Source organism: Pseudarthrobacter sp. PS3-L1 (genome assembly GCF_030063285.1).
Lineage (GTDB): Bacteria > Actinomycetota > Actinomycetes > Actinomycetales > Micrococcaceae > Arthrobacter.
Map to the genome: position 1 here is coordinate 600153 of NZ_JASISU010000001.1, position 23436 is coordinate 623588.

A 23436-nucleotide genomic window follows, 5' to 3' on the forward strand; every position below is an offset into this window, starting at 1 on the left:
GATTGTTTTGTGGAGTCGAAGTTTTCGGTGAGGGGGAACTGGATGAAGGCGCTTCAGGAACGGGCGAAAGCTACCCGCGCATCGATCATTGCCGGAGCTGCCCTGATTTTTGACGAGCATGGTTACGGTGGCACCAGTTTGGCCCAGGTTGCCGAGGCTTCCGGTGTGACCAAGGGTGCGCTGTACTTCCACTTTCCCTCCAAAGATGATCTGGCTGCGGCGATTGTTGCCGAACAGAACCGCGTCGTCTGGGAGTCCAGTGAGAAGATCTTTGCCGAAGGACATTCGATGCTGGGAACGATGATCTTGGCGACACAGTCTTTCGGTCTGAACCTGGTGCATCTCCCCGTGGTGCGTGCCGGGGTCAGGCTGACGACGGAAAGTACCGCCTATGGCACCCGGGTTGTCGAGCCGTACCAGGATTGGATCAGCACCATGGCTGATTTGACCGCTAGAGCCAGGGACAGGGGCGAGGTCAGTCAATCGGTGGATCCGGAGGCTTTTGGTCGGTACCTTGTATCCTCGCTGTCGGGTGTCCAGATGCTGTCCAACCTGCTGACCTCGAGGGCTGACGTCATGCAGCGAATTTGTGACATGTGGGCCATCCTGCTCCCTGGCGTCCTCGCCGATCCCTCGGAAGAAAACGTCCAGGCCCTCCTGTCCGTGACGTCCCCCGTCGTGAATGCGTATCCCGGGTAGGCGTCATTTTCGCTGCCATATGACGGCGTAGCAGATAAACCGGTCGATCGTCTTGTTTTGTCCAGTCGTTTCTCTTATTGTTGTCCCGGGGTAAGTCAGTGTTACCCCGGTGCGGTCGAGGTGGCTTTTTGGGGGGCTTCGACACCACTTTCCGGGAGAGCCATGGACTGCATGTCCGGCCATGGCCCGCCTGGAATATTCAACGTGGCTTCGTCACTGCCGGCTTCGGGCCCGGCCGCTGGAGCCTGGGGCCCGCCGTCGGCTGCTGGAATTCCCCACCTTTCGCCACGTGAGGCGTCGACTGGCCGCACAAAATGGGTGACACGCCGATCTGCCTTCTCAAAGGTGGGGAGATTCAGCGCGGCGGCCTCAGAGCGCCCCCGGGACCCTGTGTCGTCCACCCAGGCGGAGGAGACTCGGGCGTCCGTGGCAGCTACCGGCGCTCCGGGTCCTTTGCAGATAGCCGCCAGATCGTGACCGAACAACGCTGCAGGCCGGGCTTTGGTCTCCCTGTTCTCACGTAGCATGACGATTACAGGCGTACCCACTATTTCCGAGTTGAAGGCCAGAGGCCCGGAAGTTCTTCGAAACACAGTTCTTCGAGACATCCGCAGTGCCACCCACTCCCTGGACGCCTGATTCGCTCCAGCACCTCCATTTTCCGCATCACGACCCCACTTCCGTGCACCCTGCAGCCGCTTCTTCAGCGCAGCCGCCGTTGCCGGATTGTGGGCTTTCATCAGATCCCAGCAAAAGAGGATTCCATGCGCACCAAATATGCACTTCCAGCCCTGACAGCCGCCGCAGCACTGATGCTGACCGGCTGTGTGGACAACAGCGAACCCACCACCAGCGCAACGTCAGGAGCCGCTGAGCAGTCGGTCCAGAAGAACGACGAGATTGCCGCCATGCTCCCGGAGAAGATCAAGAGTGCCGGCGTCCTGAATGTCGGAATGGCCAACAACTACCCGCCCAATGAGTTCAAGGACGCCGACGGCGCCCCGGCGGGCTGGTCGGTTGACCTCACCAATGCGCTGGGTTCGGTGTTGGGGCTGAAGGTCAATTTCGACATTGGAACCTTTGACAACATCCTGCCTGCAGTCAATGCCGGAAAGGACGACATGGGCATGTCCTCCTTCACCGACACGGTGGAACGCCAGAAGCAGGTGGACTTCGTTAATTACTATTCGGCTGGCATCCAGTGGGCAGCACCTGCAGGCAAAACAGTTGATCCGATGAATGCATGCGGATTGAAGGTGGCGGTCCAGGCAACGACGTATGAGGACACCACCGAGGTTCCGGCAAAGTCCAAAGCCTGCACCGACGCCGGCAAACCGGAAATCACCATTTTCCGCTATGACGCCCAGGACCAAGCCACCAATGCCCTGGTGGTAGGCCAGGTAGATGCCATGAGTGCTGATTCTCCCGTGACCCTCTACGCGATTTCGAAGACGGAGGGCAAGGTGCAACCTGCTGGCGACGCCTTCGAAGTGGCGCCATATGGCATGCCTGTTGCGAAGGACAGCGAATTCACCCCCGTCCTGCAGAAAGCGTTGCAGGCACTGATTGATGACGGTACCTACACGGAGATCCTGTCCAAATGGGGAGTGGAAGCTGGCGGCGTCGAAACAGCTGCCCTTAACGTTGCTGCGCAGGGGTAACCCGTTGTGAGTATTCCCAAGAGCGCAGGCCCCAACAACACAGCCCAGGGCGAGGCGATCAAGGCAATCCCGTTGCGTCACCCATGGCGGAACGTCATTGCTGTGGTCCTGGTCCTCCTGCTAGCCCTCTTTGTGGTGGATGCCGCGCAGCGCCCTGACTATGGGTGGCCCGAAGTTGGCAAATACATTTTTGACAAGCGGATCAGCCAGGCTGCATGGGTGACGCTGAGCCTGACTGTGTACTCCATGATTGGTGCCATCACCCTGGGCTTGTTGATCGCGATCATGCGGCTCTCGCCCAATCCGGTGCTGAACGGCGTGGCGTGGCTTTACCTCTGGATTTTTCGTGGCACGCCTGTCTATGTGCAGCTTGTGTTCTGGGGAATCGTGGCGCTGATTTATCCCGTGTTCACCATCGGGATTCCGTTCATGGATCCATGGATCACTTTTGACAATACGATTTTTACCAACCTTTTTGTGACAGCCATCATTGGGTTGGCGCTGAATGAGGCTGCCTATATGTCTGAGATAGTTCGCGCAGGCCTGCTGTCCGTGGACGAAGGCCAAGAGGAAGCAGCGACGGCGCTCGCCATGTCGTGGACGCAGACAATGCGCTTTGTGGTGGTTCCGCAGGCCATGAAAATCATCATTCCGCCGACCGGCAATGAAGTGATTTCGATGCTCAAGACGACGTCGCTGGTAGCGGCCATTCCGCTGAGTATCGATCTCTACGGTGTGTCTAGGGGTATCTCAGCCGTCACGTTCACGCCGGTGCCGTTGCTGATCGTAGCGTCGCTCTGGTACCTGCTGTTCACCTCTGTCCTCATGGTGGGCCAGTACTTTATTGAGAAGCGGTTCTCCCGGGGGAGCGGACGGCGCGCGGAAAGTTCGACGCCGGACCCCACGCCTCCGGAAATACCGTCACCGGGTGCCCTGCCGGGCACCGTACCCGCCCCGTTGGGCAATGAGCCGGGAGGCAAGGGATGACCGAAGAGCCCATGGTGCGTGCGGATCGCGTATCAAAGAGTTTTGGTTCAAATATGGTGCTGCGCAGCATCAGCCTGGAGGTCCAGCGTGGCGAAGTGCTGTGCATGGTGGGTCCGAGCGGCTCCGGGAAGTCCACGTTCCTCCGCTGCATCAATCACCTCGAAAAGATCGACGCGGGCCGGCTTTTTGTCGAGGGAGAGCTGGTGGGGTACCGGCAGAAGGGGGAGAAGCTTCTGGAGCTCAAGCCCAAGGAAGCATCGCTGCAGCGACGCGACATTGGCATGGTGTTCCAACGCTTCAACCTGTTTCCCCATATGACTGCGCTGGAAAATATCAGCCAGGCGCCCATGCGGGTCAAAGGACTACCCAAAGCCAAGGCTGTTGCGCGGGCCATGGAGCTAATGGAACGCGTGGGCCTCGGAGACAAAGCGGATCACTACCCGGCGCACCTGTCCGGTGGGCAGCAGCAGCGCGTGGCCATTGCGCGGGCGCTCGCCATGGATCCCAAGCTGATGCTCTTTGACGAGCCCACCAGTGCTCTTGACCCGGAGCTGGTGGGTGAGGTCCTTGATGTGATGAAGGGCCTGGCCAGGAGCGGTATGACAATGATTGTGGTGACGCACGAGATGGGGTTTGCCCGCGAGGTAGCTGACTCCCTGGTGTTCATGGACGGTGGGGTAATCGTGGAATCCGGTGATCCACGGGAGATGCTGGCCAACCCGAAAGAGGCCCGGACGCAGTCCTTCCTGTCAAAGGTCCTGTAGAGACAGGCAGGGTTGTCTGTGTGTGACAGGCAGGGTGGTAAGGAACAACCACGGCTGGAACGGTTGATGCCGGAAATATACCGCGGATCCGGTGCCTGCCCAGAGTCACTTTGCCAGCGTGACCCCCATGATCAGATCATGGGGGTCACGCTACTCATCTTCCGTACGGAGCATGGTTGGAGCACTGGTCAGTCCCCGCGCACGGCTGGAATTGCAGTCTCTATGCGGGAAGCTTCAGGCTCAGCGACCGTTGAGGAGGGTCTCGCCGCAGTCCTTGTTGTCCTGGCCCCTCTCGGTGTAGCCCGTGGGGGTGTTGATGGTGACGTCGTTGATGTACCAGATGTAGTGGCCAGCAAGCTGCGATGAATAGTTGACCCGGATACGGCCCTTCTTCTCATGGATTTCCGCGCCTGCCGTCAACGTGGCCTTGCGGCCGGGTTCCACGTGGATGGTCGATGCATTGCTTTCCGTGACCGTGTGGCTCCAGTTGTATTCGCCGGAGAGTCCGCCGGTGAAGAAGCTCTTGACCGCACTGGCGCTTCCGCCAATTGAGCCGCCCGAAGACCACGATTCGCTTCCGGTGAGCGCCTGGTCAATAACTCCGCGGTCCGAGGTGCAGTTGGTGACAGTCTCGCCCACGGCTTTCCAGTCAAGGTAGGTGTTGCTGCTCTCCTCTTCGAAAGTACAGCTGTCCAGGGCCATGGTGTTGCCCGTGGTGTGTCCATCAGGCAGGTAAGCGGTTCCGTCGCAGTCGCCCTCAAGTTCCTCGACTGTTGGCGGCCGGTCTTCTGCGTAAGCCGGTGATGTAGGACCAAGAAGCCCAACGCCCAAGAGTGCGGCCGCGGTGATGATTCCGGTTCGTGAGCCGATCTTCTTCATACGAGTGGACATGCTCTTCAACTCCCCTTTAGTCATTCGTCTGTGCCTCACTGGCACTCCACTCACACTTCTACCTTCAGCACGATCCGGCAATGCCGGGAGTAGATGGTTAGCCATGTGGCTAAAAGCCAGGTGGCAGGCATGGACTCTGCCAGGGAAGGGGGCTATGGAACGGTAGCCGAAGTGCTGGAGCCGGTGCCCAGCGCCCGGGGACTTTCCCCCCTAGGAGGTGGTTGCCGCCGTCGAACGTGGCGTTGGGGCAGGCTCGGTCCCGCGCCCTGCGAAACCGCCCACCACCGCTACGCCCAGCGTCAGCAGTGCGGTGGCCAGGACCCCCAGGCCCAGCTGTAGTTGCAGGAGTCCCGCTCCAGCTGCTGCCCCAGCGAGGATGAGCAGGATTGCTGTCAACCGGCGGCCCCAGAACGGGTGCGTATTGGCGCCAAATCGGGAGTCGGCAGCCAAACCCGTGATGGTGGAGGTCACCACAACGGTGGGGACGTCCTTGACGTTCAGGTGCCGGGCAGTCGCGGCCTGGATTCCCATGGCGATGGCCAGGGTAGCGGTAATGATGACAATTTTTGGTTCGCCTTCGGAGGGTGCGCCGCCGATCAGCAGGACAGCAGCCACCACCCCCATCACCATGGCTACGCCGCTGAGGAGGCCCGTGGTGCGGTGATTCCAGCCTGAAATGCTGGGCCGCAAAGTTCGTCCAGCCACCAGCGCACCGAGCATGAATCCGGCCAGTGCAACGATTGGTCCCAGGATGGGAAGGTTGTCGCCACCCATGATGGCCATGCCCAGGATCACCACGTTGCCTGTCATGTTTCCCGTGAAGACTCGGTCCAGGCCCAGGTAGCCCACAGCATCAATGACACCGGTGGAAAACGTCAGGGTCAGCATGAGGATCAGGTGCAGCTTGGCGGGATTGGCCGGGATGAAGCGGGTGGGCATGCTGGTGCCTTTCAGCGCAATGGTTGGTGGCGAGTGGTTCCGCATACTGGCGCGGCCCCCACACCAGTATGCGCCGAGCCAGGAGAGGGTGGATTTGCTCCCGTGACGTGAGGTTCACCCGTTCAGGGCGATCCGCGCACCAGGAGGTGGCACGAGGATGGTCTGTGGGCCGTGCAAAGATTTGACCATGCCACCTGGGTTCTTTGTGGTCAAAGAAACCGGCGAAAGTGAGCATTGGTTGGCATCAACTGACAGGAGGGGACGTTTATGGAATCGCTAAGGGAGATTCTCAGCGCCGCCGATTCATTCTGGGTCTACCCGGTTGGGGCGCTGCTGATTGCTGTCTCGGCAATATTTCCACCCATTCCCACCACGTCCTTGTTTGTGGCGCTGGGGGCGCTGTCCGGGTTGAACCAACAGCCCAACGGGTTCCTTCTGGTGGTTGCCATGCTGGTCGGTGCCGTAGCCGGAGACGTGCTTGCCTATGAGCTTGTCCGGCGCGGCGGCATGGCACAGTGGAGGATTCTCCGTGGCGCACGGGCGCAAAAGGCGCTACAGGCCTCAAGGGACCGGCTGTCCAAACACGCGGCATCGTGGGTTCTCACGTCAAGGTTCGTGCCACTGGGGAGGCTCACCATGAATGTAGCCAGCGCCATCACCCCTGTTCCCAGGGGAACATTCGTCCTCTACTCCGTTGCCGCTGGTGTCCTCTGGTCTGCCTATTCTGTGGGCGTCGGCGCCCTGTCGGGACTCGTGCCGGGGCTCTCCACCGAGTTCGCCGTCGTTCTTGCCATTGCACTTTCGCTGTTGCTGGGGCGCGCCATCAGTGCAGGGGTGACCTGGTACCTGCAACTGGACTAGCGCTGTACAGGGGTGGCTATTGAAGGGAGGACGTGAGCCTCGCCAGATTGTCCATCACCACATGCCGCACCGGCCGGCGCAGCCAGTCCTCAAGCAGGAGCTCTTTGCTGGCTGCCCTGTAGTTGTCCTCCACGGCACGCATCCGGTCCACTACCGAGCGTCCCTGAATGAGCACGGAAACTTCCATATTGAGGCTGAAAGAGCGGATATCCATGTTGCTTGAGCCGATCACCGCCACGTCGTCGTCAATGGTGAAGTGTTTGGAATGCAGCACCTGTGGCGCCCGGTAGAGGTAAATGCGGACGCCTGCCCGGAGAAGAACCTCGTAGTAAGAGCGTTGGGCGTGGTAGACCATGGCCTGGTCGCCAACCTCGGAGACAAAAAGTTCCACACTCAGCCCACGTGATGCGGCTGTGATGATGGCCAGCTGGATCGCTTCATCCGGCACAAAGTAGGGACTGGTGATGCTGACCCGGTGCTCCGCCTTGTAGATGAGGGTGGTGTAGAGCTTGAGGTTGTTGTCGTTGTCGAAGCTCGGCCCACTGGGTAGCACCTGTGCATCGACCAGCTCTGGCTCAGATCCAAGAATCACGGGCGTGGTGTCCAGCGGCAGGAGAACTTCTGATTCGCTGAACCAGTCGGTGACGAACACGGTATCAAGCTCGCGGACCACCGGCCCCTCCAGGCGCACCATGAGCTCATGCCACTGCAGGCCGCGCTGGATGTTGCGTTTCTTGTTGTAGGACGCGTCAATGAGGTTTTGTGATCCCGTGTACCCCACCCGGCCGTCCACCACCAGGAGCTTCCTGTGATTGCGAAGGTCAGGACGCTGCCACTGGCCTTTCAAGGGTCGCAGGGGAAGCATGGCGTGCCATTCGATGCCCATCCGGTCAAAAGCGCTTTTCATGGCACGGTACTGGGGATCCCGGACTGCGGCCAAGTGGTCAAAAAGAACCCTGACAGCAACGCCGCGCTCCTGCGCCCGGCCCATGGCGTCAAAAAACGGTGCCGTTGTCTCATCCAGGGTGAGGATATAAAACTCCACGTGGACATACGATTCAGCGCGGTCAATGTCGGCAATCATGCGGTCGAAGCTACCTACGTACTCTTCCAGCAGTTCCGCGCGGTTGCCGCCCACCATGGGCAGCGCGCCCAACCGGAGGTTAAGTTCGACGGCGGAACGCAGCCAGGCGGGCCACTCGTCACTGTGGCTGACAGCTGACAGGCCAGGCGTGCGTGCGAGCATCATGTCATTGACAGTGCGCTGTTTGTCGCGCCGCGCCTTGGGCAGCTTGCCGCGGCCCAGCAGGAGAAACGCCACGGTCCCCAGATACGGAATGAAGATGATGGCCAACACCCAGGCAATTGCCGCAGACGGACGCCGGTTGGCAGAGACCATCACGGTTGCGATGGATCCGAGGACAATGTGCAGTGCCAGTAGAAGCAGCGCGATGGTATCGACGTCGGTCAAGAGTCCCTGCATGCCCGCAACTTTCCTTTCGCTTGGTGGAGCCATCGCGTGGTCATTCGTGAATGTAAGGCTCTCTTACGGGGACCGTAACACCATTCCGGCGCGGCGCACGGCGTCAGGTACATTTTCGACAGTGCGACGGCTCAGATTACGTGGTTAAATCACCCGCTATGGGTGAGGTCCGGAACACCTGCCCGAAGCCGCGGCGTGGATGGTGCCAAAACTACGCCAGACTTGAGGGCAGTCCCACCAACGAAAGCAGGATCTACATGATCACCCTCCAGCAGGACACCGACGGCTTTGTCCGGATGAGCCGCCACTACCCAGCCAGCGTGCCGATCGCCATCACCTTCAACGACGGCACCACCGGTCAGTTTTCCGGGCAGGTACTGAATACCGCGTACGACGTCGCGCTGGCGGAGTTCCGCGCGAAGAATGACCTGGATGCGCGGGGCTACTCGAGGACCACTAAGGGCCGGACTAACTCCGGCAACAAAATTGACTACGTTCCCGTGCACCCGGGTATGGGCGACTAGGCAGGTTTAGTCCTTGGCCTCGGCACGTCGGACCATCTCGTTGATCCAGCGCGGGGCGTAGGGGGACGTGCAGTTGGGTGGGGTGGGGTAGTCCTTGAGGACGCCCAGCCTCTCTCCAATGTCCAGGGCGCGGGCCCGGTACCTGGCATGGTTGATCCCAATCTGTGCCAGCGTGTGGTTCATGGCCCACTGCAGCCGGTCTGGTGCATCCTGCATGCTGGACTCGATGCGATCCAGCAGGCCATTAAGGTCAAGGACTTCGGGGCTTTTGACAACACAATCGGAGGTCAGGGCCCAGCCCGCACTGGCCACCACGGGGTGTTTATCGGCGAACCAGACGGTGCGAAGGTCTTGCGCATGGGGGCTTTTCTTCACCACGTAGTTGACCAGCCAGTCTTGGACCTTGGGAATGCGGGCCTGGCGCAGCATGGTGTCCAGCTCGTCGCTGCTGAAAATTTTTGGCTGGCAGATCAGGATCGCCACAAGCCGCGCTGCGGTGTCGCCTGTTTGCCATAGCTCCATTGCAAGGCCCTGCTGTTTAGTCAACCGCTTGGCCAGGCCGCGCAGCGCGGTAAGGTTCACGCCGTGGTCATCCCCATGGGCCGCATTGATGGCCCGGACTTTCGGGTCATCCAGCGTAGCCAGCTCAGCCATAACGTCTGCCACGGAGGCGGGTACAGATGGTTTCATTTACTGAAACCATTCCTGAGGGCGTTATAGAACCCGGCTGCCATGGGTACGGCCAGCCAGAATGACCACACGGGGCCCGTAGTGGGCTCCGTCCATGAGCCGGTTCCCAGTGTGAGCCCCAGGAGCAAGCCAGCACCCAGCCAGAGAACTCGCGAGCGTGCCGCCTGACCCACGGTTCGGTCCGGGACCACTGTCAGGATGGAGATCAGCAGGCCACAAGCCCCCCAGCCCAACAAAAAGACCTGGAGCCTGGCAGAGCTGGGGTCTCCTTCGCCCCACATCAGGAAGGGAATAGCCAGCGACACCATGAAGCCCAAGATGGCGAGCGGCCAGTTGCTCCACGATCGTGTAGTTCCCGGTTGTACAACTGTTTCTGACATTGGTCCCCCGATGGATGTATTCAGGCCCACTCTTGCCAAGTTCGGGTGGGCAGTCAAGGGAGGCCGCGCCCTGTCGCCGTGCTCTGGCAGTACTGGCCGCTTTGCCTTGACGGGCGTAGTGTCTGAAGGACCATGACAGAACAGCAGCCGTACCACCTGGTCAAAAAATATCCGCACTTCGACCTGCGGAGCTACCCCACGCACGTTGTCGCCGAGGTGAAGGTCAACTCCACCTTTGACCGTGCCGGAAACGCGGCCTTCCGTTACCTGTTCAACTACATCAGCGGGAAAAACACAGCCCGCCGGAAACTCGCCATGACAGCGCCCGTGATCCAGGGGACAGGTTCCTCGGAGAAGCTTGCCATGACGGCTCCTGTGATCCAGCGTGGACCCGTGCCAGGAAGTGACCAGGCAGCAGATTTTGTTGTGGCCTTTGTCCTCCCTGACGGAATCACTGCTGAGACTGCGCCTGTACCGGACAGCCCTGAGGTAACCATCCGGGAGGTGCCGGGGGCCTTGGCTGCTGCCGTTCGCTTCTCCGGAAGCAGCTCGGCGAACGCATTCCAGCGGCGACTTACAGCACTGCGGGAAGCGCTGATCGTGGCCGGATTGAAGCCTGTGGGAGAGCCCAGGTTTGCGCGCTTCGATCCACCGTTCAAGCCTTGGTTCCTGCGTCACAACGAGGTTGTCCTGGACGTGGAGGACCTCAAAAAGGTCCTGTAGGAATCGTGGCTGGGCACGGCGTGGATTGGCATCTCCAGCCGCCGGGCAGGTCGGCTGGAGATGCGTCCGGCGAAGCGGTCCCTGACCTGCCGGATCCCATCAGAGCTGGTGTGTGCCGTGAACGTCCACTGCTGGATCGCCCTGCAGGACCCACCGGTTGCCGTCGGGGTCGGCGACGTAGGCAAACAGCATCCCGCCCATGTCCTGGATGTCGCTGACAGGTGCGCCGCGCTGGACCAGTTCCCTGCGGGCCGCAGGGAGATCCGGGATCACCAGCTGCAGTCCTTCCAGGCTGCCGGGAGCCATGGCAGTCATTCCGGTTCCGATGACAATGGACGCCGCTGAGCCCGGGGGAGTTAGCTGGACAACCCGCATTCCGGGAATGTGTTCAACATCGTGGTCCACCACGAAGCCCATAACGTCCGCATAAAACGCCTTTGCCGCATCCACGTCAGTGATGGGGACCTGCACCACTTCGAGTCGCATGTGCATGCTCGCCACTGTAGACCCTCACGCCACAGCTCGGAAGTCCGTGCTGCAGCGGACGCAGGATCCGGACACGATCGCAACAGGTCAAACGGGACGCTGGTGGAAGGGCCTTTCCGCAAAAGGCCCTAAGCTTCAGGGTGGCGCACTCGTCGAAGCACTTGCCCCTGGACTCCAGGGGCTTCATTTATTGGGGAAAAGTATGTCCAACTACAGGTCCTTCCTGGGCTCGAAGCCATCCGCGCAGAATCATCAACCTCCCCGTAAACCCAGGATGTCCACCCTGGTTATTGGCGCCCTGACGGCGATTTCTGTCCTCCTCGGAGCACTTAGCGGAGGGCTTGGGGGAGCACTGATCGTGCTGGCACTTGCGGCGGCTGCGACGGGACTCTACGTCCTGGTCACCGGACGGCGCTCCTGGGCGTTCCTGCCAGCCAAGCGAAAGTCAGGGGCCATTGCCCTGGCCGTCTCCTGCGCACTGATGATTGCCGGCGGCCTCACCGTGAATCCAGCCGATCGCGTGGAACTCGAATCGGCAGCTGCGGCGGCCGCCGCAGCTGATTCGGGTCCGTCAGCAACCCCGACGCCGAGCACTCCCACCTCAGCTGGCGCGACGCCGTCGTCCACTCCCAGTCCGACAGACTCGGGTGCGCCGCTGGATCCCGAAACGTCGGCTGCCCTGGCGCAGGGTGTCACAGCGGTCGCTCCAAATACCCAGCCTGCATTTGCCACCAAAGCTGTGGACCTGCTGGCGCTTCTGCCGATCAAGGGCAGGGCGCCGAAGACTGGATACGACCGTGCGAACTTCGGACAGGCGTGGATGGACGTTGACCGCAATGGTTGCGATACGCGCAATGACATCCTCAAGCGGGATCTGACGGATATTGTGTTCGCCAACAGTGTGCCGTGCAAGGTTGCCTCGGGCACGCTCGCCGATCCCTATACGGCTACCACCATCAGTTTCCTGCGTGGCCAGAGCACCAGCACGGCAGTGCAGATCGATCACGTTGTGGCACTCAGCGACGCCTGGCAGAAGGGTGCCCAGCAGCTCAACGAGGAGCAGCGCACCGCTTTCGCCAATGACCCACTGAACCTGCAGGCAGCTGACGGTCCCACCAACATGAAGAAGGGCGACGGCGACGCCGCTACGTGGCTGCCGCCGAATAAAGGCTACCGCTGCGAGTACGTGGCCCGTCAGATTTCCGTCAAGGCAACGTACAGCCTGTGGGTAACGCAGGCTGAGCACGACGCAATGGCTGGCATTTTGGCTGACTGCGAGGGCCAGCTGGTCCCGACCGACCAGGTGGCTCCGGTACCTGCCACGGCTGAACCCGCTCCGGCCCCGGCCCCAGAGCCAGCACCCGCTCCGGCCCCTGCGCCAGAACCGGCTCCTGCGCCAGCAGTTGTTCCTGCAGCCCCAGCCCCAGCCCCTGCGCCGGCTCCGGAGCCGGCTCCTGCCGCTCCGGCTGCTGTGTATTTTCAGAACTGCACAGCGGCACGGGCTGCTGGTGCGGCACCGCTGTATGCAGGCCAGGCGGGCTACCGAGCAGAGATGGATCGGGACAAAGACGGAGTTGCCTGCGAGTAGGAAAGAAAAAGGCCTGGCCACCACATCACGTGGTGGCCAGGCCTTTGTTCCATCGGGTCCGCGTCAGTGGTGCTTACCTACCCTGGCGCGCTCCCAGGTCCGCTAGCCTTGGCCCTTCGCCTGGGCGTAGAGGGTGTCCACAATGCTCCGGGTGCGTTCCGCGAAGGCTGCGCGCTTGAGTTTCAGGGTGGGCGTGACCATTCCGCCAGCCTCAGTCAAATCGGTGACCAGCAGGACGAATCGACGGACCTGTTCGGAGCTGGCCAGCCTGGCGTTTGCGGCGTCCACGGCTTTGCCCACCACGGCCAAAAGGCGGGCATCCTCGATACGGACGGCGCCGCCGTCGTGCGGGGGACGCAGTCCGGCGAGTTCGGTGACGCCCTCGCGTTCAGCCCAGGCGGCAACGGTGTCCGGATCCAACAGCACCAACCCACCCAGGTAGGGCTTTCCTTCGCCCACCATCAGCGCGTGTGCCACCAGGGGATCGGCCTCCACGTAGCCTTCCCAGATGGACGGGGAAACAGTCTTGCCGCCGGCCGTCACAATGACATCCTTGCTGCGGCCGCTGAGCGTCAGGCGACCGTCGGAATCCAGGCTGCCCAGATCTCCGGTGCGGAAGAATCCGTCCACGAAGGCGTCGTCATTGTCAGTGGCGCGTCGGTAGCCTGCGAACACGCCCACGCCGCGGGCCAAGACCTCGCCATCGTCCGAAATCCGGACCGTGGTGCCCGGCATAGGGACGCCCACAGTGCCGGATTGGATGGCGCCGGGAAGGTTCCCCGTGAGCGGAGCGGTGGTTTCGGTCAGGCCGTAGCCCTCCACCACCGGCAGTGACATGCCGCGGAAGAACAGCGAGAGCTCGGCATCAAGCGCCGCGGCTCCGGAGAGCAGGCAGTCCAGGCGACCGCCCACCAGCCCCCGGATCCGCGCATAAAAGAGTTTGTCGAAGAGCGCATGCCGCAAGAACAGGCTGAGCGAAGGTTTGGCCGTGGCGCCGGCGTCGCGGGCTTCGGCCAGGCGGCCCCACTCAATGGCCGTGCCCTGTGCCATTTCCCAGACTTTGCCCAGGTGTTTCTTTGCTGCAGCATCCGCAGCCGAGGACTGGATTTTTTGCAGAACCCGCGGCGCCACCACCAGAAATGTCGGCCGGAGCACGGAAAGGGCTGGCACCACGTCGCGGGGGTCGGACAAGTGCGCAATGCGCATGCCATTTGCAAGGCAGATCAGCTGCAGGCCGCGGGCCAGCACGTGCGCCATCGGCAGGAAGATGATGGTGTTGCCGCGTTCGTTCACCACGTCGGTATAGGCGGCGGCCACGTTGATGATCTGGCCCACAAAGTTCCCGTGTGTTATCAGTGCGCCCTTGGGGGCAGCGGTGGTACCCGATGTGTAGACAATGGTGGCTACCGAATCAAGGTCTGCCAACAGCCGGCGCTCTTCAACGGTTGTGTCAGCGACGCCGGTGCCACTGGCCATCAACGCTGCCAGGTCTGCCCCGGGACACGGATCCATGGTCCAGATTCCTGCGGAGACCAGGCCGGCGTCGTCCATTCCCTGTTCCAGGAGTTGGGCATGTCCAGCGGTGCCTGCCACGGCGAAGCGGACATTGGCGTCGGACAGAATGGCTGTCACCTGGGGCCGGGCGGAGGTTTCATAGACAGGAACCACCACGGCGCCGGCGAACCACGCCGCCATGTCCGTCAACGCCCATTCGTACCGGGTGGGGGACATGATGCCCAGCGAGTCACCGGGCTGCAGGCCCGCGTTGATCAAGCCCTTGGCCAGCGCCTGGACCTCTTCCACATACGCGGCCGTGGTGACCTGGCGCCAGGTGTCAGTGATGGCTGCTCCCGCGCCGCGGACCTCGAATGCCACATGGTCCGGAGCGTTCCGGAAGCGCTGCATGAGCAGGTCAGTGGCGTTTCGGTAGGTGGCGGAGTCAACCAGGACCGGGGATGTGGCTTCTTTCATGGGGTGTCCTTGCTGGAAAGTACGCGCAGGTGGGCGCTCATAAGGTGGTGGGATGCGGTGAGAAAATCTGTGACTACTTCCTGATCTGCGGCAGGAAGGGCTTTGAGGTAGGAATCGGCGTCTTTCAGCAACGGACGCATCAGGGCGCGGATTTCAACGCAGGCGGCCGGAGTGGCGCTGACGTGGACGTTGCGCCTGTCTTCGGCGCTGCGTGCCCGGGTCACATAGCCCCGGGATTCGAGCCTGTCCACCATGGCGCTTGTGGTGGCCGGTGTGGCTCCCAGGTCCTCGGCAAGCTGGCCCACAGTGGCGGGCCCGGATGCGGTCAGGGTGGACAGCGCGCGGTAGTCCACCAGGCTCACGCCCAGGTCGCGGGCAAGCTCCCGTTCGGTCTCATTGGCCGTCAGGAACAGATCCTGCAGGGTCATGGCCGCAGGATGGTAGCGGGAATCCGGCACGCGTGCTCCTCTGTTGTGGAAGCCCCAGAATACGCAACCAGGTTTGATTATCAAATGAAATTGACGACTTTTTAGCTGGCGGCGGATTCCACCGCACCGCGGTGGCTCCGACGCCGGTGACCGGCCTCAACGGGCGGGGTCCTCACAGGCCAAAAATGATGGCGGCCACGTCCTCGAGGGCGCCCGGGATGATGGAGTAGTAGGCCCACGTTCCGCGTTTTTCCCTGTGCAGCAAGCCGGCCTCCACAAGGATCTTCAGGTGGTGGGAAACGGTGGGCTGCCCCAGGTCCAGGGGTTCGGTGAGATCGCAGACGCAGGACTCGCCGGTTTCCGCTGCTCTGACAATCGAGAGTAGGCGAAGCCGGTTGGGATCGGCGAGCGCCTTGAATACAAGTGCCTTGCGCTGGGCCTCCTCAGTACTGAGGGCAGGTGTTCCGCTCGGTACACAGCATGAGGGATCAACCCCGGGCTCTAGAGTTTGCAGACTGTCCATAGGGTTCATTATGCAACAGATTGACAATCGTCGATATGGATGACGATACTCTTGTATCGATCGCCATCAATCTACACGTGAGCTTTGCAGGAGACCCTTGAGCATCAGGACTGACACCACACCCCAGCCCAGCACTGCTGCGATGGGAAAACTGTCCACCCTGGACCGTTTCCTCCCGGTGTGGATCATCGCTGCGATGGCACTTGGCCTGGTGCTGGGAAATGTGGTGCCTGGCCTGGACACGGCCCTTGAATCGGTGAAGATCGGTGCGGTCTCCCTCCCCATTGCCATTGGTTTGCTGGTGATGATGTACCCCGTGCTGGCAAAGGTCCGTTACGACCAAACGCAACGGGTCCTCGCAGACCGGAAACTGCTGGTCACCTCCCTGGTGATCAACTGGCTGCTGGCTCCGGCGTTCATGTTTGCCCTTGCGTGGATCTTCATCCCGGACCTGCCTGACTATCGAACCGGGCTGATCATCGTGGGGCTGGCACGGTGCATTGCCATGGTGATGATCTGGAACGATCTTGCCTGTGGTGACCGCGAATCAGCTGCCGTCCTGGTGTTCATCAACTCTGTGTTCCAGGTGTTCGCCTTCGGCGCGCTGGGCTGGTTCTACCTGCAATGGCTGCCGTCCCTGCTGGGCCTGCCCACCACCAGCGCTGATTTCTCATTCTGGGCTATAACCGCGTCCGTGCTGGTCTTCCTGGGTATTCCGCTGATCGCCGGCTTCCTGACCCGAACGCTGGGTGAGAAGGCCAAGGGCCGGGACTGGTACGAATCCACGTTCCTGCCACGGCTCGGCCCGTGGGCGCTCTATGGATTGCTGTTCACCATCGCCCTGCTGTTTGCGCTCCAGGGCGGAACCATTACCTCCAGGCCACTGGACGTCGTCCGCATTGCAGTGCCACTGCTTGTCTACTTCCTTGTGGTCTTCAGTCTCGGAATGCTGACCGGGAAGCTACTGAACCTGGGTTACGCCAAAACCACCACCCTGGCGTTTACTGCAGCTGGCAATAACTTCGAACTCGCCATCGCTGTTGCCATTGGTACCTTTGGCGTCACCTCAGGGCAGGCGCTTGCGGGCGTTGTGGGTCCGCTGATTGAAGTGCCAGTGCTGGTGGGCCTTGTCTATGTGGCACTGTGGACGCGCACGCGCTTCTTCCCGGAACCAGCTGCCGCCGTTGCGGCCACAAATACCCCTCGCTAAAGACCTCACCGCCACCTTCGATCAGTTGGGACATTATGAGTACGGAAACCTCCACAAAGCCTTCAGTTCTTTTTGTCTGCGTTCATAATGCAGGCCGATCCCAAATGGCGGCAGCATTCCTGACAGTCCTTTCCCAGGGGTCCATCAACGTTCGTTCCGCTGGATCCCAGCCCGCAGAAGCGGTTAACCCGGCAGCGGTGGCAGCCATGGCTGAACTCGGCATCGACATGTCAGCGGAGATCCCCAAGGTCCTCACAACGGAGGCGGTCAAGGAATCTGACGTTGTGATCACCATGGGCTGCGGCGACGAGTGCCCATTTTTCCCGGGCAAACGCTATGAGGACTGGGTCCTCGAAGACCCCGCGGGGCAGGGCGTTGCTGCGGTCCGTCCCATCAGGGATGAGATCAAGGTCCGCATTGAGGAGCTCATAGCTTCCCTCACGCCGGTCGCTGAATAACACGTCGAAGATCAAAAGGGGACCTCATGGATTCGAACACCCTGCCTGTTGCAGTGATCGGCGCTGGCCCGGTGGGTCTTGCCGCTGCTGCTCACCTTCTTGAACGCGGCCTTGAGCCGGTTATTTTCGAAGCTGGTTCCTCGGCAGGCGCTGCTGTTGATCAGTGGCGGCATATCCGGTTGTTTTCACCGTGGCGGTTTAACATCGATGCGGCAGCCCTTCGTCTTCTCGAAGGGACCGGTTGGGTGCCACCACGGCCCACCGCAGTACCGTTCGGCGGCGAACTCGTCGACAATTATCTCGCGCCCCTGGCTGCGCTCCCGTCCATTGCCTCACGTCTGGTTGCCGGTGCCCGCGTGAGCGCCGTAACCCGGCAAGGAATGGATAAGGCCCACACCCAGGGCCGGGACAGCGCGGCTTTTGTGGTGCGGGTAGAACATGCGGACGGTCAAACACGTGACCACACCGTCGCGGCGGTTATCGACGCCTCCGGGACCTGGTCCACCCGCAATCCCCTCGGTGACTCCGGGCTGCCCGCCCGTGGGGAAATGGCGGCCGGACACGCCATTTCACCACCCCTGCCTGATGTCAACGGCCGTGACCGTGACGCTTTTGCTGGCCGTCGAGTCCTTGTTGTTGGCGCCGGTCACTCAGCTGCAAACACATTGATCAACCTTGCAGAGCTTGCCAAAAGCTCCCCGGACACCCGCGTTATCTGGGCTGTCCGCGGATCCTCGGAAGCGAAAGCATACGGCGGCGGTGATGCCGATGGGCTGCCGGCCCGTGGCCAACTCGGGGCGCGATTGCGCCGTCTGGTAGAGGCGGGACGCATCGAGCTGCATACCGGATTTGGCATCGCAGCACTGCAGGGCTGTGCTGCGGGTACCAGCGTGGAGGCACGTGACGGGCGTACCGTTGCAGCCGACATCATTGTCCCCTGCACGGGATTCCGTCCAGACCTGGAGATGCTGCGTGAGATCCGCCTTGATCTGGACCCTGCTGTTGAAGCGCCGTCCGAGTTGGGGCCACTGATTGATCCAGAGTTCCATTCCTGCGGAACAGTTGCTCCGCACGGTGCCAAAGTCCTGGCGCACCCGGATAAGAACTTCTTCATTGTGGGGATGAAATCCTACGGCCGTGCCCCCACTTTTCTTTTGGCCACCGGCTACGAACAGGTCCGTTCCGTTGCTGCAGCCCTCGCTGGGGACCACACTGCCGCGGATACCGTTCACCTGGAGCTCCCGGAAACGGGTGTTTGTTCACCTGGCGCCCGCACCAGGTGCGATGCGCCACTGCCCGAACCCAGCACCTGCTGAAAAGCGTTCAGGCTCGCGCTCAATTCCCGTGACCGGATGACGACGGCGGAAGGCAGCCGCCGTCGTCATCAGTTGCGGCGACGGGTGGGTGAGTCAAGGCCTCTAGTCCGAGGCGACGGAGAAGATGGTGATCCAGTACGTCGCGTCATCGTCGAGGGTCAGCTGCAGTTCCTGTGGTTCACCGGGGGACTCCAGGGGGAAAGTGGCACCGATGATGTCTCCTGTTGAACAGGTGGAGCTGGCAAAAACGGGCGAGTTCCCGGGCAGCGTGACGCGCCACGGCCCCTCGCCATTGCAGGAAAGGGAAATGCCAAGCGTGGTCCGCCCTTCCGTAAGCGCAGGGATGGCGAACGTTCTCGCTCCGGTGCCGGACTCTGCCGTTTCGACATGCGCCATCGGGCGAGTTGTGTCCAGGTTTGCGCGCTGGTCTTCGAGCCAATTCTCTTTGGTGGGCCCGGTGGGAGCTGCGCTGGGCGAAATCGTCGGCCCCTGAGTGCTAGGGGCATCATTGGCACCGGGAGGCCCCTGATAGGTGCACGCACTTAGCGCCCCTGCGGCAAGAATAGTCCCGGTGGCCAAAACTGCGAGTTCCTTCAGCGTCCCCATCGGGCAATGGTAGCCGAGCCCTGGAGTGGACCAGCCAAAACTACTACTGAACCGTTTTGGGGCTCCGGTGGATTTTCCCGAGCACCAGGACCGTCAGCCAGGTGACGAGTGTGCAGGCAACTACACCCCAGGCAATGTCCGTGATGGCCACAATCGCCGGGAAGCCCTTGAGGACAGCCAGTCCGGTGAGGGACCAGGTGGCGTAGGTGAAGAAGCCAAAAAGTGCTGCGCCCGTGAGGCGTTTGCGCAGGGTGGCGTCGGCATTGTTTGGCTGGACGCCGAAGTGCACCATGCCCACCACATAGATGAGGTAGAAGACTGCTCCGCCGGCAAGGTTCACCGAGGGCGCCATGAGGTCCGGGATGTAGTTGTCGTACTGCTTGACGGCCACCTGGGTGATCCAGACAAGGTCAATCACGGCGAAGATGACGGCGGCAACCACATAGGCCAGGAGGAACCTCTTGATGCGGGCATTCATGGTGGACTCCTTGGATAGGGCTGGCGGAAGGCTTATTGCGTCTTTCCTGCGTCCCACCATTTTAGGGGCGTCCAGGCGCGGCAAATGCCGCACATGGGGTAGGCTATAACGCAACAAGGGGAGTACTCCCGTCTGTGATTGGCCCGTCAGCACGGATGCAACGTTGCATCCCGGGTTAGTCAGTTCCGGTTCTGTCCGGGCGGAGGAGACTTTGGCGCCTAGCTACTGCCTACCCTTTGGAGCCTCCAAAATGCAGATCACACCACTGATCTGGATCATCACCATTGCTGTGACGGTCCTGTTTTTCGTCTACGAATTCTTCGTTCACGTCCGCAAACCCCACGAACCCACCATCGCCGAATCCGCGCGCTGGTCAGCGTTCTACATTGGCCTCGCACTCCTGTTCGGCGTGGGCATTGGAACAGTCTCCGGCTGGACCTTCGGCGGTGAGTACTTCGCCGGCTACCTCACCGAGAAGGCACTCTCGATCGACAACCTCTTTGTCTTCCTCATTGTGATGACAGGTTTTGCCGTCCCGAAGATGTACCAGCAGAAGGTGCTGATGTACGGCATCATCATTGCCCTGGTTCTCCGCGGCGGGTTCATTGCCGTGGGCGCCACCCTGATTGAGAACTTCTCCTGGATCTTCTACATCTTTGGCGCGCTGCTGCTGGTGCTCGCTTACCGCCAGGCATTCAGCGACGACGAATCCAACCCTGCTGACGGCAAGTTCGTGAAGCTGGTCCGCCGTATCCTGCCCGTCACGGAGGAATACCACGAGGACAGGCTCACGGTGAAGAAGGCGGGCAAGCGCTTCGCCACCCCCATGCTCCTGACCATCATCGCCATCGGTTTTATTGACCTGGTCTTCGCTGTCGATTCAATCCCCGCGATCTACGGCCTGACCAACGAGGCGTACATCGTCTTCACGGCCAACGCGTTCGCCCTCATGGGCCTGCGGCAGCTGTTCTTCCTGATCGGCGGACTGCTGGAACGCCTGGTCTACCTGGCCCAGGGCCTTGCCGTGATCCTCGCGTTCATTGGCGTGAAGCTCGTCTTCCACGCCCTGCACGTGAACGAACTCCCGTTCATCAACGGTGGCGAGCCGCTCCTGTGGGTCCCTGAGATCTCTATCGCGTTCTCGCTGATGTTCATTGGTGCCACCATTGCTGTTGCAACAGTGGCCAGCCTGATCAAGACCCGTGGCGACAGCAACAAGGATGACAGCGCGATGGTCGAGGACTCCAACTCTTCCTCGTAATAACACCCCTTGTAGCGAACTGAACACTGCATAACGGACGACGACGGCGGAATCTCCCGTCGTCGTCGTCCGCCGTTAACCAGGACTGCTGCTGGAATCAGTGCTGCTGCTGCAGCACCTCCTTGGGGAGGCGGTGCACCGTGACGGCACCGACCGGCATGAAGGGGTGCAGCGGATCAGGAGTAGAGGAGCCGGTGGGACCGCCAAGCGTGGAATCTCCTACGGCGCTGAGGACCGCGTAGGCGTCACCCTTGTCCCAGCCGTGATCAGTGACCAGGAAGTGGAACATGTCCTCGTAGCCGCGGGTGATGCTCTCCTGCACAGGATCACCCAACCCCACAAAGAACCACTCGTCAGCCGTTTCGATCCGGGGAGCGCGCAGGGGCATGTCCTTGACCAGCTCAATGCTGACCACCGCGGTTCCCTCGGCCTCAACGGCCACAAAGGAGGACTCGCCCTCGGCCATGAGCGCGTGGATGTCCCCGATAGACAGGTAGGCACCCGCCACCTGGACCGGAAGGTAGACCCGTGAACCTGGCCGGCAGCCCGTGAGGTCCATGTTGCCGCCACCTGAATAGCTCGGCATGACAGTGGAACTCGCGCCTTCTGCCGGTGCCGTGCCAATACAGCCGATCATGGGTTTCGGGGCAAAGACGTGCCTCTCGGTGACGTGGACTCCTGCCGCATCGATGGGGATCCTTCGGGTGAACATGTCCGCACCCATGACGTTGCGCAGTGCACCTGTCCCGGGCAGGCTGGCGGACCAGCCGCAGTCCTTGAGCCTGATCTCGTGGATGGTGACGATCAACGCATCCCCCGGTTCGGCGCCGTCAACAACAACTGGGCCGGTCACCGGGTTGATCCCCACAGTGAGCTGGTCCATGCTGTGGTGCTCGTGGAGTTCGGCGTACACGGCATCGCTGGTTTCGAAGCCGATCCGCGCCTCTGTTCCGGGAGCAATGTGCAAGGCAGGTTCCTCGTCCGCGGAGAAGGAGAACTTGCCGTGGGATTTGTCGAGAAAGTGGTCAATTCCGGTGTTCACAGCTGGTGCTCCGTTTCGCGTTTGGCAGGTTTGGGTTCGTCCTGGGGGTTCTCTGCCAGATCAGCCGTGCGGCCGGTGACTTTGTAATACGTGAAGACTCCGGCCCCGATGACCAGCCAGATGAGGCCGCCGATCTTTGCCTCGGGAGCGGCGTTGAGCAGCACGTAGCCAATGATCAGGAAGCCAAGGATGGGGACCACCAGGTGGAGCAGGAAGTTCCTGGACTTCTTGCGCACCACGTAATGCACAATCACGGACAGGTGCAGGAGCATGAAGCCGAACAGGGCACCAAAGTTCACCAGCGCCGAGATGATGTCTATCTGTCCGACAAAAAACAGGACCAGCACTGCGGAGAGGGCGGAGACCAGGATGATTGCGTTGCGGGGGACCTGCCTGGCATCGATCTTGGACAGGAACTTGGGCAGTTGGCGGTCCCGGCTCATGGAGTAGAGAAGCCGTGATGTTGCGGCCTGGGCTGCCATGGCGTTCGCGATGCCGATGGCCAGGACGTTGACCACAAAGAATGCCGTCATCCAGCCGGAGTTTGAGGCTGCGGCAACAATGGTGAAGAAGGCATTCCCAACCTCGTCATCGCTGAACGATTCCCGGCCGCCTGCCAGCGCGCTGGCCAGCCAGGTCTGGACAATGAAGAGGAACGCCACCAGGAACAGCGCCAGGATCATGGCCCGGCCGGCTGCGTTGCGGCCACCCGTTGCTTCCTCGGACATGGTTGAAATGCCGTCGAAGCCCAGGAAGCTCAACACGGCAATGGACAGGGCCGAGGCAATCAGGGGCCCCGTGACCTTGCTGGCATCCCAGAGGGGGCTCATGGTGAGCTCGGCACCGGGGATGGCCTGGGTGGCCAAAGCGTTCACGGCGATGACAATAAAAATCACCACGAAGATAAGTTCGATCGCCAGGAAAATCCTGTTCATCCGTTTGATGGAGCTGATGCCGAGCAGGTTCACCACGGTGTTGACCGCAACGAAGATCAGGGCCCACAGCCACCGTGGTGAGCCGGGGAAAATGCCCACCATGGACTCGGCGGCAAAAACATACAGGAGCGTGGGGACCAGCAGGTAGTCCAGCAGGATCGCCCAGCCGGCAAAGAACCCGGCCGTCGGGTGGAGTCCGCGGCCCACGTAGGAGAATACCGACCCGGCCAGGGGAATCGACTTTGCCATCTGCTGATAGGCCAGGGCGGTGAAGATCATGGCGACCAGGCCGATTGCGTATACCAGCGGAACCATGCCTCCCGCCGCGTTATAGACGACGCCGAAGATAGCCCACGGCGCAATCGGCACCATGAACACGAGCCCGTACACGAGCAGATCGGTGGTGGATACCGACCGTTTCAGTTCCTGCTTGTAGCCATACGCTTCGAGCTGCTCCTGGGAGCTGAGCTCAGCTGACCTTGATGATTTTTCCATCGGGTTCTTTCTGCGGGGAGGATGAGACTGATGCGCG

Annotated in this window: 26 protein-coding genes; 12 read left to right on the plus strand and 14 right to left on the minus strand. The window is 61.3% G+C overall.

The window, feature by feature from the left end; all coding sequences use genetic code 11:
• Positions 1-42: 42 nt before the first annotated feature.
• Positions 43-699, plus strand: coding sequence for a ScbR family autoregulator-binding transcription factor (locus QMG79_RS02795; protein WP_283537038.1), 657 nt, complete (start codon positions 43-45; stop codon positions 697-699).
• A gap of 101 nt (positions 700-800) precedes the next feature.
• Here QMG79_RS02795 and QMG79_RS02800 read toward each other — a convergent pair whose 3' ends face one another.
• Positions 801-1439, minus strand: a complete 639-nt coding sequence (locus QMG79_RS02800) for a hypothetical protein (protein WP_283537039.1) — start codon at positions 1437-1439, stop codon at positions 801-803.
• 24 nt (positions 1440-1463) lie between these two features.
• On the opposite strand from QMG79_RS02800, the gene QMG79_RS02805 reads away from it, so the two are divergent.
• From QMG79_RS02805 to QMG79_RS02815, 3 genes are read left to right on the plus strand one after another with little or no spacing between them, the layout of a single operon-like run.
• A complete protein-coding gene (locus QMG79_RS02805) occupies positions 1464-2360 on the plus strand; it encodes an ABC transporter substrate-binding protein (RefSeq protein WP_283537040.1) in 897 nt (298 codons plus the stop codon).
• A gap of 6 nt (positions 2361-2366) precedes the next feature.
• Positions 2367-3347: an amino acid ABC transporter permease gene (locus QMG79_RS02810; RefSeq protein WP_283537041.1), complete on the plus strand. Its 981-nt coding sequence runs from the start codon at positions 2367-2369 to the stop codon at positions 3345-3347.
• Positions 3344-4111, plus strand: a complete 768-nt coding sequence (locus QMG79_RS02815; RefSeq protein WP_283537042.1) for an amino acid ABC transporter ATP-binding protein — start codon at positions 3344-3346, stop codon at positions 4109-4111. Before QMG79_RS02810 ends, QMG79_RS02815 begins: the two co-directional genes overlap by 4 nt.
• A 240-nt stretch (positions 4112-4351) precedes the next feature.
• On the opposite strand, the gene QMG79_RS02820 is transcribed toward QMG79_RS02815, so the two are convergent.
• Together QMG79_RS02820 and QMG79_RS02825 are read right to left on the minus strand one after the other, a co-directional pair.
• Positions 4352-5002: a hypothetical protein gene (locus QMG79_RS02820; protein WP_283537043.1), complete on the minus strand. Its 651-nt coding sequence runs from the start codon at positions 5000-5002 to the stop codon at positions 4352-4354.
• A gap of 210 nt (positions 5003-5212) precedes the next feature.
• Positions 5213-5941, minus strand: a complete 729-nt coding sequence (locus QMG79_RS02825; protein WP_283537044.1) for a YoaK family protein — start codon at positions 5939-5941, stop codon at positions 5213-5215.
• A 267-nt stretch (positions 5942-6208) separates the two neighbouring features.
• On the opposite strand from QMG79_RS02825, the gene QMG79_RS02830 reads away from it, so the two are divergent.
• On the plus strand, positions 6209-6802 hold the full coding sequence (locus tag QMG79_RS02830) for a DedA family protein (RefSeq protein WP_283537045.1): 594 nt from the start codon (positions 6209-6211) through the stop codon (positions 6800-6802).
• 16 nt (positions 6803-6818) lie between these two features.
• Here the strand turns inward: QMG79_RS02830 and cls are convergent, their stop codons facing one another.
• A complete protein-coding gene (gene cls / locus QMG79_RS02835) occupies positions 6819-8285 on the minus strand; it encodes a cardiolipin synthase (RefSeq protein ID WP_283537345.1) in 1467 nt (488 codons plus the stop codon).
• 257 nt (positions 8286-8542) lie between these two features.
• On the opposite strand from cls, the gene QMG79_RS02840 reads away from it, so the two are divergent.
• Entirely contained in the window at positions 8543-8809 is a 267-nt protein-coding gene (locus tag QMG79_RS02840; RefSeq protein ID WP_283537046.1) for a hypothetical protein, read from the plus strand.
• A gap of 6 nt (positions 8810-8815) precedes the next feature.
• Here QMG79_RS02840 and QMG79_RS02845 read toward each other — a convergent pair whose 3' ends face one another.
• Together QMG79_RS02845 and QMG79_RS02850 are read right to left on the minus strand one after the other, a co-directional pair.
• Positions 8816-9499, minus strand: coding sequence for a DNA alkylation repair protein (locus QMG79_RS02845; protein ID WP_283537047.1), 684 nt, complete (start codon positions 9497-9499; stop codon positions 8816-8818).
• Positions 9496-9879, minus strand: a complete 384-nt coding sequence (locus QMG79_RS02850; protein ID WP_283537048.1) for a hypothetical protein — start codon at positions 9877-9879, stop codon at positions 9496-9498. The genes QMG79_RS02845 and QMG79_RS02850 overlap by 4 nt, the downstream gene beginning before the upstream one ends.
• Positions 9880-10011: 132 nt before the next feature.
• Here QMG79_RS02850 and QMG79_RS02855 point away from each other — a divergent pair, with 132 nt between their 5' ends.
• The gene (locus QMG79_RS02855) at positions 10012-10602 is read left to right on the plus strand and encodes an SOUL family heme-binding protein (protein ID WP_283537049.1); all 591 of its coding nucleotides are present in this window, start codon (positions 10012-10014) and stop codon (positions 10600-10602) included.
• Between the two features lie 99 nt (positions 10603-10701).
• Here QMG79_RS02855 and QMG79_RS02860 read toward each other — a convergent pair whose 3' ends face one another.
• Positions 10702-11094, minus strand: coding sequence for a VOC family protein (locus tag QMG79_RS02860; RefSeq protein WP_283537050.1), 393 nt, complete (start codon positions 11092-11094; stop codon positions 10702-10704).
• A 196-nt stretch (positions 11095-11290) separates the two neighbouring features.
• Between QMG79_RS02860 and QMG79_RS02865 the strand changes: the two genes are divergently transcribed.
• Positions 11291-12676 (plus strand): GmrSD restriction endonuclease domain-containing protein, encoded by a 1386-nt coding sequence (locus QMG79_RS02865; RefSeq protein ID WP_283537346.1) that lies wholly within the window; start codon positions 11291-11293, stop codon positions 12674-12676.
• A 102-nt stretch (positions 12677-12778) separates the two neighbouring features.
• Here QMG79_RS02865 and QMG79_RS02870 read toward each other — a convergent pair whose 3' ends face one another.
• From QMG79_RS02870 to QMG79_RS02880, 3 genes are all read right to left on the minus strand, one after another.
• The gene (locus QMG79_RS02870) at positions 12779-14647 is read right to left on the minus strand and encodes an AMP-dependent synthetase/ligase (RefSeq protein ID WP_283537051.1); all 1869 of its coding nucleotides are present in this window, start codon (positions 14645-14647) and stop codon (positions 12779-12781) included.
• The gene (locus QMG79_RS02875) at positions 14644-15105 is read right to left on the minus strand and encodes a MarR family winged helix-turn-helix transcriptional regulator (protein WP_283537052.1); all 462 of its coding nucleotides are present in this window, start codon (positions 15103-15105) and stop codon (positions 14644-14646) included. Before QMG79_RS02875 ends, QMG79_RS02870 begins: the two co-directional genes overlap by 4 nt.
• Positions 15106-15247: 142 nt before the next feature.
• On the minus strand, positions 15248-15598 hold the full coding sequence (locus QMG79_RS02880) for an ArsR/SmtB family transcription factor (RefSeq protein WP_283537053.1): 351 nt from the start codon (positions 15596-15598) through the stop codon (positions 15248-15250).
• Positions 15599-15740: 142 nt separating this feature from the next.
• Here QMG79_RS02880 and arsB point away from each other — a divergent pair, with 142 nt between their 5' ends.
• Genes arsB through QMG79_RS02895 form a run of 3 tightly spaced genes read left to right on the plus strand, consistent with a single transcriptional unit; the run spans position 15741 to position 18582 of the window.
• Entirely contained in the window at positions 15741-16808 is a 1068-nt protein-coding gene (gene arsB, locus QMG79_RS02885; protein ID WP_283537347.1) for an ACR3 family arsenite efflux transporter, read from the plus strand.
• Positions 16809-16843: 35 nt separating this feature from the next.
• Positions 16844-17266 (plus strand): arsenate reductase ArsC, encoded by a 423-nt coding sequence (locus tag QMG79_RS02890; RefSeq protein WP_283537054.1) that lies wholly within the window; start codon positions 16844-16846, stop codon positions 17264-17266.
• Positions 17267-17292: 26 nt separating this feature from the next.
• Positions 17293-18582: an FAD-dependent oxidoreductase gene (locus QMG79_RS02895; protein WP_283537055.1), complete on the plus strand. Its 1290-nt coding sequence runs from the start codon at positions 17293-17295 to the stop codon at positions 18580-18582.
• 102 nt (positions 18583-18684) lie between these two features.
• Here the strand turns inward: QMG79_RS02895 and QMG79_RS02900 are convergent, their stop codons facing one another.
• Positions 18685-19188: a hypothetical protein gene (locus tag QMG79_RS02900; protein ID WP_283537056.1), complete on the minus strand. Its 504-nt coding sequence runs from the start codon at positions 19186-19188 to the stop codon at positions 18685-18687.
• Positions 19189-19231: 43 nt separating this feature from the next.
• Positions 19232-19666 carry a DUF2177 family protein gene (locus QMG79_RS02905; RefSeq protein ID WP_283537057.1) on the minus strand — a complete coding sequence of 145 codons (435 nt, stop codon included), beginning with the start codon at positions 19664-19666 and terminating at the stop codon, positions 19232-19234.
• A 250-nt stretch (positions 19667-19916) separates the two neighbouring features.
• Between QMG79_RS02905 and QMG79_RS02910 the strand changes: the two genes are divergently transcribed.
• Positions 19917-20927, plus strand: coding sequence for a TerC family protein (locus tag QMG79_RS02910; protein ID WP_283537058.1), 1011 nt, complete (start codon positions 19917-19919; stop codon positions 20925-20927).
• A 97-nt stretch (positions 20928-21024) separates the two neighbouring features.
• Here QMG79_RS02910 and QMG79_RS02915 read toward each other — a convergent pair whose 3' ends face one another.
• Positions 21025-21969 (minus strand): acetamidase/formamidase family protein, encoded by a 945-nt coding sequence (locus tag QMG79_RS02915; RefSeq protein ID WP_283537059.1) that lies wholly within the window; start codon positions 21967-21969, stop codon positions 21025-21027.
• The gene (locus tag QMG79_RS02920; RefSeq protein ID WP_283537060.1) at positions 21966-23399 is read right to left on the minus strand and encodes an APC family permease; all 1434 of its coding nucleotides are present in this window, start codon (positions 23397-23399) and stop codon (positions 21966-21968) included. The genes QMG79_RS02915 and QMG79_RS02920 overlap by 4 nt, the downstream gene beginning before the upstream one ends.
• Positions 23400-23436: the final 37 nt, after the last annotated feature.